Annotated in this window: 9 protein-coding genes; 1 reads left to right on the top strand and 8 read right to left on the bottom strand. The window is 66.7% G+C overall.

Annotated elements, in window-relative coordinates; translation table 11 throughout:
• Nucleotides 1-12: 12 nt before the first annotated feature.
• From GGC30_RS08320 to GGC30_RS08295, 6 genes are all read right to left on the bottom strand, one after another.
• Nucleotides 13-687: a hypothetical protein gene (locus GGC30_RS08320; protein WP_153923432.1), complete on the bottom strand. Its 675-nt coding sequence runs from the start codon at nucleotides 685-687 to the stop codon at nucleotides 13-15.
• Between the two features lie 60 nt (nucleotides 688-747).
• Nucleotides 748-2151 (bottom strand): helix-turn-helix domain-containing protein, encoded by a 1404-nt coding sequence (locus GGC30_RS08315; RefSeq protein ID WP_153923431.1) that lies wholly within the window; start codon nucleotides 2149-2151, stop codon nucleotides 748-750.
• A 357-nt stretch (nucleotides 2152-2508) separates the two neighbouring features.
• Nucleotides 2509-2877 carry a hypothetical protein gene (locus tag GGC30_RS08310; protein ID WP_153923430.1) on the bottom strand — a complete coding sequence of 123 codons (369 nt, stop codon included), beginning with the start codon at nucleotides 2875-2877 and terminating at the stop codon, nucleotides 2509-2511.
• 202 nt (nucleotides 2878-3079) lie between these two features.
• Nucleotides 3080-4132 carry a transglycosylase SLT domain-containing protein gene (locus GGC30_RS08305; protein WP_194943557.1) on the bottom strand — a complete coding sequence of 351 codons (1053 nt, stop codon included), beginning with the start codon at nucleotides 4130-4132 and terminating at the stop codon, nucleotides 3080-3082.
• Nucleotides 4133-4307: 175 nt separating this feature from the next.
• Nucleotides 4308-4721 carry a hypothetical protein gene (locus GGC30_RS08300; RefSeq protein ID WP_040350236.1) on the bottom strand — a complete coding sequence of 138 codons (414 nt, stop codon included), beginning with the start codon at nucleotides 4719-4721 and terminating at the stop codon, nucleotides 4308-4310.
• A 52-nt stretch (nucleotides 4722-4773) separates the two neighbouring features.
• Nucleotides 4774-6720 (bottom strand): ParB/RepB/Spo0J family partition protein, encoded by a 1947-nt coding sequence (locus GGC30_RS08295; RefSeq protein WP_194943556.1) that lies wholly within the window; start codon nucleotides 6718-6720, stop codon nucleotides 4774-4776.
• A gap of 466 nt (nucleotides 6721-7186) precedes the next feature.
• Here GGC30_RS08295 and GGC30_RS08290 point away from each other — a divergent pair, with 466 nt between their 5' ends.
• Nucleotides 7187-7927, top strand: a complete 741-nt coding sequence (locus GGC30_RS08290) for a hypothetical protein (protein WP_153923427.1) — start codon at nucleotides 7187-7189, stop codon at nucleotides 7925-7927.
• Here GGC30_RS08290 and GGC30_RS08285 read toward each other — a convergent pair.
• Together GGC30_RS08285 and GGC30_RS08280 are read right to left on the bottom strand one after the other, a co-directional pair.
• Nucleotides 7924-8841, bottom strand: coding sequence for a DUF2493 domain-containing protein (locus GGC30_RS08285; RefSeq protein WP_153923426.1), 918 nt, complete (start codon nucleotides 8839-8841; stop codon nucleotides 7924-7926). The two genes, GGC30_RS08290 and GGC30_RS08285, sit on opposite strands and share 4 nt — an antisense overlap.
• 304 nt (nucleotides 8842-9145) lie before the next feature.
• The gene (locus tag GGC30_RS08280) at nucleotides 9146-13492 is read right to left on the bottom strand and encodes a strawberry notch-like NTP hydrolase domain-containing protein (protein ID WP_153923425.1); all 4347 of its coding nucleotides are present in this window, start codon (nucleotides 13490-13492) and stop codon (nucleotides 9146-9148) included.
• Nucleotides 13493-13544: the final 52 nt, after the last annotated feature.

Raw genomic sequence — 13544 nt, 5'->3', positions numbered from 1 at the left:
GAGTGGTCTAGGCTAGGCAGAAGCCCTGACGCGAATCCCGTCGCCCTCATCGTCAACCAAGACCACGTCAGTGCCAAGGGGATCGTGAACCTCGTTGGCGCCGAGGTCCGAGATAGGCGGGACGATCGAGGAAGGGGTTGCCGATGCGGCCGGAACGGTCGTCTTGCCCGGGCGAGCGGACTTGGAGACGGGCGGAGCCGGCGTAAAACGGATGTCGAACGTCCAGCGCTCGTCGAGCGGCCTGATCCGGATGACGCCAGCGGCAAGCGCGGCGGCGTTGGAGCGCCGAAGCGCCGCCAGGGAGCGATACAGGCGACCGGAGGGACCAAAGGTCTCGCCAGCGGCTGTACGGGCGTCCGGTGGCCCTTCCGGACCGGTAGGAGGGCAGGAGAGGGCGGCCAGGGCCTGTTTAGGCGTCATAGCGCGGGGCAGGGCAGGGCGCGGCCGCCAAAAGGACACTGAGACCACCCAACCGCCCATGACAGGAACGCGGCGGGCGAATTCGGCTACGCCGAGGCGCGCGGCGTCTTGATCGAAGCCTTCAAGCGTCGGCCACGGGCCCGAGAGGTATTCGCTGGCGAACTCGACGGGCCGCCCGCCAAGAACCCGACTGGCGTCCTGCGCGGTCGCAGCTCGCCGCGCATGGCTGTCGAAGTCGGCAAAGGTCTCTACGACGGGGAAGGTCATGGTCACGCCCTCGAATACTTGGACGCCAGTGTGACGTCCGGAGGTTGAATCTTAGTGAAGTCAGTCCGGTGTGGATACGCGGACGAGACGTTTCCAGCTGGCCCAGAGATTGACGGTCACAAGAGGATCGTTGAGGCGCGCGACCAGGCCGAGCAGGTAGGCCCGCCGGTTGCGGACGTCCGCCGTAAACTCGGCCAAAAGCGCCGCCACAGCGAAGGCAACTCCGGCGTCGCCGGCGGAATGGCGGCGGATCTCTTCCTTCGTCAGCCCAACACGGCTCGCGGCGGACTGCCCGTAGGCCACCACAAGGGCCTCGTCGGTCGGGAACATGGGATGGCGCGTGAAGGGGAAGTCCTTCTGGGCGAGGATATCGGGCAGGGCGATGATGATGTCGCCTATGGCCGGGGCGTTGACCCGGGGACGTCGGCGGGTCGTTGAGACGGGTGTGATTTCGATGACGGTCACGCTATCCTGGTCATCCTCAGCAGGATCATCGTCGTAGGTAGCGGATGACTGCCACAAGACCTCGCCATCCTCGTCCAGGGCGTCGGTTTCGGCCGGTGTTGGCTCCGTCGAGGCCGCGTACTCCTCTCGGAGAGCCCCTCTACCTAGAGAAGATTCACTAATTAGAATTTTTCCAGGCTGAGTAGGGAGTAATTGGGCGCCGTTTCTGTCAGGCGCGCCGGACTCTTCTGTCACCCCTGAAGAACTCCAGACCTGGTGGTCCAGCAGGGCTTCAAGGCGTCCCACGGCTGCGTCGGCCTGGGCGACGGCCATCCGGGCCATGTCGAGATCCTTGCCGCGGCGAACCGCCTCGATGGCGCGCAAAGCAGTCTGGGCGAAGCCGTGTTCCTCGCTGGCGAGGAGGACGGCAAGCAGGCTGCGAATGCGTGTTGAACGGCAGCTGAGGGTGCGTCGCAGGGTGCGCAGCTCGTGGCGATCGACGCGGTCCTGGTCGCGAAGGGCTTCCAGTTCGCGGTATCGGACGATCAGGGGCCGGAGATCGACGCCGTAGGCCTCCTCGGGCGCGTCCGCCGCGCCGATCCGGTAGCGGGTGCGATCGGGGCTGTCCCGGAAGCTGATCCAGCCCAGGCGGCTCGTTTTCTCGCGCCAGCGAGCCAAGGTGCGGCAAGTGACGTCGAGATCCGCCATCAGATAGGCGTCGGCGTAGGTCGAGATGAGGGCGAGCCCAGCCGCATCCAGATCGAGCCCCGCCAAGGCCGCCGAGGGTTTGAAGCACTCCGCCGGCTGAAGCTTCACCAGGTGATGCAGGAACGCCCGTTCCCGGGGTTTGAGGCCCATAGCGCGGGCAGGGACGTCCTCCAGGAGGCGGAGGAGACTGGATTTGGTCGCTCCATCCGGCAAACCGGACCACTGGCGCGCGTAATCCTCCGCCCGCCGATGGGCAGGCGTGACTGGTCGTAGGCCCCGCGCACCCGCGCTGGCCTGATGATGCGTGAGCATCGGTCGCTCCCTTATTCAGGGAGGGATTTCGGGCAAAGCTTCGCCGTCGCCCTCAAAGGGCGTTTTTGTCTTGACGATGGGGGGAGCGAGCGCGCATAAGGGTTCTGCACAATTTAGACCCTTGCTTTTTTTGAAGCACGCCCGCCGTTCCCTCTGGGGACGGCGGTTTTTCTTTGTCTGGACCCCTCCGACTCGCTTGGTGGTGCGGTCATGGGACGGCGCCCCACGATTCGCGTCAAGTTTTCCCAACAGCAATTGGGAAACAGGGGCAATGAGCGGCCGAATGGGTTAACGCCAAGTTACAATTCGGCGGTATGTTTGAGTCCTGGAAAGGCCCCGGCGAGGGGTATGCGGCCGCTAGGCGGCGCGCGCTCCGCTCAGGTCGGCGGAGAGATGTGACCGCGTGGACACGCCTTCGAGGCGCGAAGGCGCCCGAAGATCTGCGGTGGCCGAATAGATCAACGAGCCCAGGTCGGCCTGCTGGTCTTTGGCGATTTCTTTGAGGGCATCGACGAAATGCCGCTTGAAGGCGAGGTCAACGCGGCTTCCCGACAGAGGTTGGCGCGAGATGCCGGCGGCAAAACCGTTGGCGACACAACGCTGTAGGCGGCGCTCGACAACGGCCGACACTGATCGCAGGCCGAGGGCTTCCCGTTCAGCCTTCAGCCCAGCGATGACGCTTTGGGGAAGGCGGGCGGCAACATTGGCGTGGGTTTTGTCGGACACGAACAGCACCTCTCGCCCACACTATGCGGTGAGTTACGCCCCGAAACAAGGGCCGGGGCGGTGTCTGGACATGTGAAAATGAGGACTGCGAACAGCCCCGTGCGGATCACCATTAGCGCCGCGCGGAGCCCGACGCAATATAGAGGCATTCCGTGAATCCAACGACATACGTCCGAGCTTGCGACTCCGCTGAAAACTGCGGTTAGGCGGCCTCTCCTTTGGAGATGAGGAGCATCCTGAGGCTGGCGACGCTGCGGGGACGGCCGCCGGCATAGAACAGGCTCGGGTTTGCGGAGGCGGCGCGAGGGAAGAGCCCCGCCGCTGATCTGGCCGGATCATGCGCGTTGGCGCGCAGGAGGCTTACAGCTCCGCCGGAGCCGAGGAAGTGGGCCATATACAGCTCGCCGTCGCGCGGCGGCCGACGCAGGTAGGAGCGCAGGGCGCTCGCGTTCTCGCGCGTGAACTCGCCGGCGAGATATGCGGAAAGCTGGGCGTCATAGCGCAGCGCGAGGATCTGGCGGCGCACGACGCGGTCGTTCACGAAGGGCTCGCCGTTTCGGTCAAGGTGGATTTGAGAGGCGAGGTGACCGAGGCCATAGGATGCGCCGTGGCGACGCACGGTGAGCAACCAGGTCGTTTCGATGAACTGATAGAGGCCCGCCGCCGTGGACGTCGCCGCCCTGGCCGAGGGGTCAAATGACGATTCCCGCTTGGCCGCCCGCCACAGATAGCCGTGCGATACGCCCGACCGCTCGGCCGCGGCCTGGATGGCGAACTGGACGTGAGCCGCCGGCGTCGACGATCGCGACGAAGCGCGGCGGGTCCGGGGCGCGCGAGCTGCTCGAGACAGGTAGCGCTGGAAACTGAACGCCTGGACCGGCGCGGCGGGCCGCGTCGCGCCGGGTTCCGAGAATGCGGCGAAGGTCGAGGCGACCTTGGCGGCAATCAGGGGATCGAGCGGAGCGGCGGCGTCCGGAGCGGTCGGCACATGGGGCAGGGCCCGGCCGACGAGCCGGCTGGCGTCGGCCTCTGCGCGGATCGCGCGCGCCACTGGATCCGCAGCGAGCATATCGAGTGTGGGCGTGGGGTCGGTGAGGAGGTCCAGCCCGGGGCCGTCGCGCACGGCCGCGAACGCCGCCGCCTCGATCTCCGAATGAGAACGAAGCCCGTGAGCGCTGGCGGACAAGGCGAGCGCCGATACGGCGCAGGCGACAATGGCGAAGGCCGAAGGTCGGCCGAGAAGGTTCTGTTTCATCTCTGCATCCATGGGGTGGGGGATGCAGGGATCGGACTGACAGCGCGGGCCTTTTCGCACACCGGCCCCGTCGCGCGCAACCCAGGGCCCACAAGGGCAAAAAAAGGGGCCAGCCGAAGCTGACCCCCAAGGTGGCCTGTCCAGAGTGGTCCAGGCTCGATGCGACGGATGCGGGCTAGTCGAGGCCAGCCGGCGAATGGAAGACGTGGAACCCGGCTTCGGCCAAGTGTTCCAACGGTTGAGCGCGAGGCACAGTCTGCCCGATCAACTGACCAACCTGGGCGGCGGCGTCGGCGAGCGTCTGCGCCTCGCTGAGGCCGAGGACGGCGTAACCGGCTGCAAGGCGGTCAGCGCCGTCCATCGGAACGAGCCGAAAACGTCGGCTCGGAACGTCCGCCCGAACGGCGGCAATGAAGGCAGTGGAAGGCTGTTCCGCGAGGGCGGCCGACGAGGCGCGCTCGATCAGGGTACGCAGGGCGGCGGCCTTGGCGGGATGCTGGGCGATCTCGGCCGACACGCTCAGACGGCGAAGGGCGATGGACACCAAGGTCGCCTGGTGCGCGTCGTCGATAGGGATGCAACGGGACATGGGGGATTCCGACAAGAGTAGGGGAGGGGGCCGAAGCCCCCTCCGCAAAGGTTCAGTCCTCGGCGCCCGCTTCGGCGTCCTCGTCCTGGATGAACTCGTCGTCCGCGAAATCATCGTCATCAACGGCCCCGGCCGGTCCAGCCCCGATATCAGCCTTGTTGTTGCTGGGTGACAGGGTCGGTTCCGCCAGGGTCGCCAGCATCGGCGGGGTCCAGCGGTGTTTGGCGGCGTTCCGGGCCACGATCTCGACCAGTCCCGTGCGCTTCTCCTTGGCGAACGGTTCGGCGTCCATGCCCATATCGGTGATCGCCTGCGTCAGAGCCTTCTTGCCCGCGCCCTTGAGGAACTCCGCATCCGGCGTCCAGCGCTCGGCCATATCGACCTTGGCGTGAGCGGCGATGAGCCCCAGCTGGGCCCACGCGCGAGGCCGCCGATAGTCGGCCCGGCTCTCGACGGCGTTCAACTGGCAGGCCACGCAGAGCGCCAGAAGCTCGGCCTTTTCCCCCGCGCTCAGGGCGACGACGTAGGGGAAGAACTCCAGATAGGTCGAAGGCAGACGCTCATCCCAAGCGGCATAGAGGTCCTCGTATTCGCGATCCCCCTTGACCGTGATCCCCTCGGCCGGTTCGGCCCCCGCCTTCGCGAAGGACAGGGCATAGCCGTGGTCAGAACGGTTCCGCAGAACCATCCAGCCTTGGTGGGCGACCATCGTGTCATAGGCGACGGCCGGGTTGACGGCGACGGCGTTGCGAACGGCGGTCGTAGCGATACGGGTCATCCGTTGGTGGCCTTCGTGGCCGAACGCGGGCTTCTCCTTCGCCTCGCCGGTCCCGCCCCCGCTCTGCGCGGTGGCCCGGAAGTAGGCGCGCTCGATCGTCAGCTTCCCGCCGTGTTGCAGGATCAGGAACACAGTCCCCGCCGCCTTTTGCTCGTCGGTCCAGACCTCAAGCGTTTCCGTGAGCTTGCGCAGTTCTTCACCGGCTACGGCCCGATCCCACGCGCCGATATCGTGGTCGTTGCTGATCGCCCGAAGTTCGGCCATCCGCGCCGCTTCGGCCTCGGTGGCGTCACGCCGCGCCGGATACTGCCGGCGCTGACCGCCCTCGTAGCCATAGGACTTCTGCGCCACCTCGACATTGGCCCATCCCTCGGCCCGAACCGCCTCAACGGCTTCGTTCAGCTTGTCCTGGGCGAGTTGGTGGGCGAGAGCGCTGTCAGCCCACGCCGCCGTGGTGTCGTCCCCGTCCTGAAACAGGTCGATGACGAACGTGCCGCCCGCCGCCGCATAGGCGTCCCGCCCGACAAAGAGGGCGATCCGATCCGACGCGTCGAGAGTGCTGTCCAGCAGCATCGAGCGCACATTCCAGTCGTTGATGTGACGCTGACCCTCGAAGCGACCCCAGACCTGCAGCTGCCGCTCATGATCGTCCGTCAGGGTGAAAGCCTGCAGGGTGTCGATGTCGAACCGACCGGCGAAGAACGCGTCCAGGACGGCGGGGGCCACATGGGACAGGCTCAGAAGCTGCGCGACACGTTTGCGGGTCGAACCCGTCACCGCTGCGATCTCGCTTGCGTCCAGCCCCTTGGCCGAAAGGGCGCTGTAGGCCGACAGTTCTTCCTGAACCGTCATCGCCTCGCGCTGCGCGTTCTCGGCCAGACTGATTTCGAGGGCCACGGCCTTGGGCTTCAGGACGAAACTGACCCCGAGCGCCTGAATGTCGGCCGGGAGACGCTTCTCCTTCTTCAGCCGTTCGAGCGACCGCAGACGCCGCCGCCCGGCGGTGACGTAGTGGACGCCGTCCTCCTCATAGCCGACCAGAGGATTCAGCAGCCCCACGGGGGAGGCGATGGAGTCGCACAGTCCGCTGATGTCGTCTTGGGCGGGCTTGCTGTTGGCCCGCACGTTCTCAGGCGCAACCTTCAACTTCGCACCCAGGCGCACCCGGATGGTGCCGGAAACTTCGGTCGCCGAAGCGGTATCAATAGGGGTCATTTGCATCGTCATCGTCCTTGTTTTTGATTGGACGCAGACGGTTCCCAAGCCTCGCGATGCCCACGCCAGAGACAATCTCCGGCCTTTCCAAATCAGCACCGCAGGAACGACTTAATCGAAACACGCCCGCGCGAGTTTCCGGAGCGCGGGCGGCAAAGCCGCGCGCTTAGGGGGGTGAAACACGTCACAGACCGAGAGGCCCGGAGGGGGATCACCCGGCCTGCAGGCGCGAAGCGGCGAAGGCTGGGGATACCGGGCCTTCTCGCCCCCGCCCGTCAGGGCGAGGGGTCGTCTTGACGTGTGAGGGGGCGGCCCCCCTCCAATGCCGACTGCAACGCCGAGGAATGCGCGAGCGCAGCGAGCCCCTCTCCCGCCGGCCGCGCCAGCGGAGATAGGCGGGATATCTAGCCGTGGCGGGGGGCGATGGGGCAGGAGGAACGACGAACAATCGGAGGTCAAATGGAGTCGATGGATGCTGGTGCACGCCAGCTGCGGGCGCAGGAAGTCCTGGCCGAGGGGCTGGGTAAGCGGCCGAGCGCTGGAGGAGATCCTCGGCGTCGAGGCGGCGCTGCAGATCGATCCCCGATGTCCCGATGCGCTGATTGTCCTCGCGGATCAGGAAGAGGTCCGCCGGCTGGCCAGCGCGCCCTATGTGCGTCTGGCGCTGGCGCATCTTGCGCATGACGAGGCCTGGAATCGCGTCAGGGCCCGGCAGAAGGTGATGGCGCCGCCGAAACGCGATGTTTTCGACATGGTGGAGGCGCGCCCGTACCTCCGGGCCGCGACCCTGCTGGCGGGCTGTCTGGTGGAGACCGGCCACGCCGATCTGGCGCGCGGGATTTATCGCAGGGTGATGCGACAGCAGCCTCGCGACAGCATGGGCGCGAGGTATCTGCTTGCGATCCTGGACGTGCGCACCGGTGATGACGCGTCCTTCGAGCGCCGCCGACCTCATTTCGAGGGCGACGAGCATCCGGCGTGGGTTTTGACGGATTTGCTGGCGGCCCATCGACGCGGGGACGCGGAGAGGATGGGCAAGGCGTTGGAAATCGCGCGGCGTCGCTATCCGGAGATCGTCGCGATGGTCGCCGATACTTCCGGCACTGATCGGAGTGCAGCGCTCGAATGGCGAAGCAGCGAGTTGCACGCGCTATGGCGGGCGAATCCACCCGCGCAGAGGTGGTTGAGAGAATCGGTGGGCGTAGCCGGTTAGGCCGCGAGCTGCATTACGGGGATGCCACGCGCACGGGCCTTGTCGACCATGTTCATGGTCACGCCGTTGCCGGGCCCGGCGACGACGCCGGCAGGCAGTTGATCGAGCATCACATCGTTTCGCTTGAACGGGGCCGCCTTGTCGTGGCGGTTCCAGTCAGGCTTGAACGGAATCTGAGTGACGCCCCGGTTATTGGCCCAGCACGCTGCGATGCGCTCGCCGCCCTTGGGTGTTGCGCCGTGGATCAGGATCATATCGGGGTGTTTTTCCCGGACGCGATCGAGAGCGGCGAAGATCTTGTCGTGGTCGTTGAAGTCTGGGCCTGCAGTGAAGGCAATGAGGGTGCCCTGTGGGACCAGGACCGCGTTGTCAGCCCGGGCCTTGGCGTTCATGTAATCGCGGCTGTCGATCATGGCCGACGTAACCGTCTTGCGGTTGACCATCGAGCCGGCCGCCGGCCGCCACGCGGACCCGGTGTGCTGGGCGAACAGCTGAGCGGCGGTGTCGCGGACAAATTCGAAGGCGTTCCGCTGCTCGACAAGGCTGATCCCCTCCGCCGTAAGGCGCTCCAGCTCGACTGAGCGGACCTCCGAGCCATTCTGCTCCATCATGGAGCGGCGCTGCGCTTGTTCGTTGTCATCGAGCACCCGGCCGACCCGATCGACCTTGCGGTGGAAGATGTTGGTGAACTGCCAGAGGATGTCGGACGTCTCCTCCTCGAGGCGCGTGTCGTTGAGCATCCATCCGATTGCGTCGAAGGCGTCAGCGAGCGCCTGTCGGCAAACGTCCGCTTCCGGAAGTGGACGCGGATCCTGTTCATCGCCGATGGGCCGATAGCCCGTCAGGGCGAGCTCGTCGAGCAACGCGGCCGTAGGACTGATGTCCTGGGCGGGATGGGGATCGGGGTTCAACATGGCGAGTCCTCCTTGTGGCCGGGCCGCACCCTGCGACCTTCACGGGGACCGAACAGGCGATGGGCGACGGGCATGCACCCGAAGGGCCGAAACGGAGTGGAGGACCGCGCCAGCGGTTGCCTGGACCGTCGAGGGCGCTCTAGCCCGACCCTTCGCCGGTCCCCCTCTCGTGAAGGCGCGGATGCGGCTCTCTCAGGCCCCAAAGGACTGGCGCCGTGATCAGCCGACCCTGCAGGACGGCCGCCGACAGGCGGCGGGGTGTTGAACGTCGAGGCCCTGGTTCAGGTGGACCTCATGGAAGGCCTCAAGCGGCCCGCGGGCGGGCGATCGTCGAGACCAGCGGATAGCGAGCGACCAGTCGCGCCAGGATGTCGGCGCCGGCGTCGGTCGAAGGAATGAAGAGACGGGTCCGATAGCTGATGATCTCGGTCATCATACCCATCGCCTTCATGGCGGGCAGGGACGAGGGCAGGATGCCGGTCACCTCGATGCGCTGAGCGCCCATGACCAGGCTGCGGCGGACCGAAACGTCTTCGGCCAGTTGCAGGGTCACGCCCTGATCGCGAACCATGGCCCATCCGGCGACTGGCGATACAGCCGGCGCGTCCAGACCGAACTGGCGGCAGACGCCGCCAAGGTCTGCTTCGGCGACCATACGGCCGATGATACGCTCCCCGTCGTCCGTCTGCAGGCGATAGACCCGCGTCGTGTCCTGGGGCAGTCGTGACCAGATCGGGAGCAGGAGACCGGTGACGACGCTGATGGTCGACTCCATGGTTTCGGGAAGGCTGTCGATCTCGGTCTGCCAGGCCAGAGCGAAGGCGGGCTCTTCGACAGGTTGCCATTGCGACGCCGCCTGTTCGCCGACGCTGACCGTATCGCGAGACATTGGACGATACAGGCGGACGCGGTCTTCAACGCGGCCGTCATCGAACATCCTTGCGGGGGCCTGAACAGCCAGCGCCGCCCGGCCGGACTGACGGTTGATGAGGAAGACCCCCTCGCGATCGGCGCGGATCCCCATAACGTCGGCAAGGCGCAGCGGCTGGACGCGCTGGACCTGGGTCACGGTGAGGAGGCGGGTTTCCGCCCCGCTCTCGGCGTGGGTGAAGATCGTCTTGCGGGCGGTGACGGTGAACCGTTCCGCCGTCAGGGTCTCTACGCCGACTTCGAAGACGCCGGCGGCGACAGCGGCTTCCACTTCGGCCTCAATGCGTTCCTCGAGATAGCCGAAGATGCTGTTCTGCATGTCGATACGAAGGGCGAGGACGCGGTTCAGGAACTGCGTGATCGGGGGCAGGTCCTCCTTCAGCGTGCCATCCGTGTCGCAAAGGGACAGACCGGTCGCGGCCTCGAAGGCGCCAAGGGTCAGTCCGTCGACGCGACCGGCATAGAGCATGTGATACAGCCGACGAAGGCCCGTCTTGGCGTAGTCAGACTCGAGGTTGTCTTCCGGCCGGAAAAGACCCTGGCCGCCGGTCTGGCGCTGGCCCTTGGTCAACGCGCCGAGGCTGTCGAGGCGGCGGGCAATCGTGCTGAGGAAGCGCTTCTCGCCCTTCACATTGGTGGCGACCGGCCGGAAGATCGGCGGGTGCTTCTGATTGGTGCGGTTGGTGCGGCCGAGGCCCTGAACGGCTGCGTCAGCCCTCCAGCCTGGCTCCAGGAGGTAGTGTGCGCGTGTGGCCTGATTCACCGCACCGAGATCCGAGTGGTAGCTGCGGCCGGTCCCACCCGCGTCCGAAAAGACCAGAATGGGCTTCTTGCCGTCCATGAACGCGGCGGTCTCGCCCTGGTTGGCGGAGCCCGGGCGAGTCTCGACACAGAGTCGGCTCTGGCCTTGGGTGGTCTTGCGGACGATCCGGCGAGACCGGCCGGTGACCTCAGCGACGCGATCCGTGCCGAAGTGATGAACGATCTGGTCCAGCGCGGCCTGAACGGGGGGCAGGGCGCCGAGATACTCGATCAGCTCGTCGCGTTGGGCGAGCGCCTCCTGGCAAAGGACGGGCTGGCCGCCGGCGTCGACGGCGGGTCGCGAGCGCATGTTGCCGTCCTCGTCCGAGTACGGTTCGAACAAGGCCACGGGGAAGGAGTGCATCAGATAGTCCATCACGTACTCGCGGGGCGTGACGTCGATCTGCAGGTCGTGCCATTCGGACACGGGGACCTCCGCCAGGCGACGATCGGTCATGGCCTCGCCGGTGCTGACGAGCTGGATGACGGGCGCCAAACCCTCGGCAAGATCCTTCTCGATCCAACGGATGAGCGTGGGGACCTTCATGGCGGTGACAAGGTGGTTGAAGAAACGGACTTTCGCGCCCTCGAACGCCGACCTGGCCGCGCCCTTGGCGTTCCCGTTGAGGGCGCCGCCGTCCTCGCTGCTGATGCCGGTCGCTTTCAGGGCGTCTTCAAGGTTGTTGTGAATGATCGAGAACGCATCGGCGTAGGCGTCGTAGATCTCGATCTGAGCACTGGTCAGCGCGTGCTCGACGATCTCATATTCGACGCCGGCGTAGGACAGGGCGCGCGAGGTGTAGAGACCCAGCGCCTTCATGTCGCGAGCGAGAACCTCCATGGCGGCGACGCCGCCGGCTTCCATCGCGGTGACGAAGCTGGCGCGCGTGGGGAAGGGGAAGTCCGCGCCGCCCCAGAGGCCGAGGCGGGAGGCGTAGCCCAGGTTGGCCACCGTCGTTGCGCCGGTCGCTGAGACGTACAGGACCCGGGCGCGGGGCAGGGCGTTCTGCAGCCGGAGGCCGGCCTTGCCTTGTTCGGAGGGTCCGCGGTCGCCACGAGCCCCCTTTTCGCCTGCGGCGTTGGCCAGAGCGTGAGCCTCGTCGATCGCGACGACGCCGTCGAAGTCCGGTCCCAGCCAGTCGAGGATCTGCTGCAGGCGCGAAGCTTTCTCCTGGCGAGCGCCGGAACGCAGCGTGCCGAAGGTAACGAACAGGATGCCCTCAGACAGGGTGATCGGGGCGCCCTGCTTGAAGCGGGAGAGCGGAACGATCTGCTCGCGGCGGCCGCCGAGGGCGGTCCAGTCGCGTTGAGCGTCCTCGAGGAGCGGGTCGTTCTTCGAAATCCAGACGGCCTTGCGGCGGCCCTTCAGCCAGTTGTCGAGGATGGCTCCGGCGAGCTGACGCCCCTTGCCGGCCCCTGTTCCATCGCCGAGGAAGAAGCCCTTGCGGAAGGTGACTGCGCGTTCATCGCCGTCTGGCGCGGCGCTGACGTTGTCGAAGGTTTCGTCGACGACCCACGATCCGGCCAGATCCGCGCTATGCGCCTCGCCGGCATAGATGATGGTCTCCAACTGGGCCTCAGAAAGGATGCCGTCGTCGACCAGACGGCGGGGGAGGTGGGGACGGTAGGTCGGGCGCGGCAAGCGGACCGCAGCCATGGCGGTCGATTGCACCAGAGGCGTGGGGTGGGGTTTCGCGCCAGCGATGGAGATGCTTTCGACGGCGTAGGTCTCGTAGATCCCGTCGGCGTCGTTGCCGGGGCGGTGATCTCCGGCGTTGGCCAAGGCGTAGTCAAGCTCGATGACGTCGGCGAACGTCGGCGAAGGCGGGGTCACCAGTCCGGATGCAGGGCGAGCCGCGACGCGGGGGGCGGTTGGGCGCAGAACGGGCGCACGGGGTATTGCGATTGGCGCGGGAGCGCCGAGACGACGAGGCGCGTCCAAGACCGCCTGCAGCAGCGCGGCTGAATCGCTGGCGGTCGGGCCCGATTGCGTCAGTTGCTCCGCATCGGCCGGGGCGACCTTGTCGAAGATGGTCAGGCGAGTGTCGATCGTCGTGCCGTGGCGGGCATAGGCCCGACCGTCCACCGGCATTGTGAAAGCGAGTGTGGCGCCCCGGCGCTGAAGGGCGGCGAACCTTTGGGGATGAGCTTCAGGGGAAAGACCGGCGCCGGTGATGGTGACAAGGCGGCCGCCGGGGGCCAGCCGGGCGAGGGCGGAGGCGATGTGCCGGAAGTCTGCGCCCTGAGCCCGCCCAACGACATCTGGCGTGACGGAGAAGGGTGGGTTCATCACGACCAGGTTCGGCTGGACCGACGCAGGAAGGCGATCGTTGATCTGTTCCGCGTTCAGGCGGGTGACGGGCGTGTCGCGAAAGAGAGTGTCGAGCAACTCGGCGCGGCGCGGGTCCAGCTCGTTGAGGTGGACGCGCGCGCCGGCCATTTCGGCAAACACGGCCAGAAGGCCCGTGCCGGCGGAAGGCTCGAGGACCACGTCACTGGACCGGGTGTCGAGGGCGATGCTGGCGACGAAGGCGAGGTCGACCGGCGTGGAGAACTGCTGGAAGGCGACCTGGTTCTCCGACCGGCGCGTCTGGGACGGGGTGAGCGCCAGAAGATCGCGTAACTCCGCGAGAATCTCGAAGGGCGCGTCGCGCCGCCCAATCAGGGCGGAAGCCTGCCGGCGAAGGTAAAGGACCTGGGCCAGCTCCGAGGCCTCGTAGGCGTCCTTCCAGTCCCACGCCCCTTCGGCGTCGCTTGCGCCGAAGGTGTCTTCCAGGGTCGTGCGGAGGAGCCGGGCGTCGAGTTGACGACCCTTGCCCAGGGCGACGGCCAGCACCCAAGCGGCGGCGATCAGTGCATCTGTCCGGCTGGGGGCGTCGAAAAGCGAACCTGTGATCAGGCGAGCGGAAGCGTGGGTCATCGGAGGTCTCCGGAAAGGGTTGAACCGGACCGGAAGGGCTCTCTTCTCTCGC

The organism is Brevundimonas sp. SPF441, assembly GCF_009661015.1.
Classification (GTDB): Bacteria; Pseudomonadota; Alphaproteobacteria; order Caulobacterales; family Caulobacteraceae; genus Brevundimonas; species Brevundimonas vesicularis.
This window is presented reverse-complemented; position numbering and strand designations above follow the sequence as displayed.

Excerpts from the sequence above, each read along its gene's own strand:
- GGC30_RS08290 (WP_153923427.1), top strand. The coding sequence starts at position 7,187 with ATGCTGGTGCACGCCAGCTGCGGGCGCAGGAAGTCCTGGCCGAGGGGC.
- GGC30_RS08300 (WP_040350236.1), bottom strand. The coding sequence starts at position 4,721 with ATGTCCCGTTGCATCCCTATCGACGACGCGCACCAGGCGACCTTGGTG.
- GGC30_RS08280 (WP_153923425.1), bottom strand. The coding sequence starts at position 13,492 with ATGACCCACGCTTCCGCTCGCCTGATCACAGGTTCGCTTTTCGACGCC.
- GGC30_RS08305 (WP_194943557.1), bottom strand. The coding sequence starts at position 4,132 with ATGAAACAGAACCTTCTCGGCCGACCTTCGGCCTTCGCCATTGTCGCC.
- GGC30_RS08320 (WP_153923432.1), bottom strand. The coding sequence starts at position 687 with ATGACCTTCCCCGTCGTAGAGACCTTTGCCGACTTCGACAGCCATGCG.
- GGC30_RS08295 (WP_194943556.1), bottom strand. The coding sequence starts at position 6,720 with ATGCAAATGACCCCTATTGATACCGCTTCGGCGACCGAAGTTTCCGGC.
- GGC30_RS08285 (WP_153923426.1), bottom strand. The coding sequence starts at position 8,841 with ATGTTGAACCCCGATCCCCATCCCGCCCAGGACATCAGTCCTACGGCC.
- GGC30_RS08315 (WP_153923431.1), bottom strand. The coding sequence starts at position 2,151 with ATGCTCACGCATCATCAGGCCAGCGCGGGTGCGCGGGGCCTACGACCA.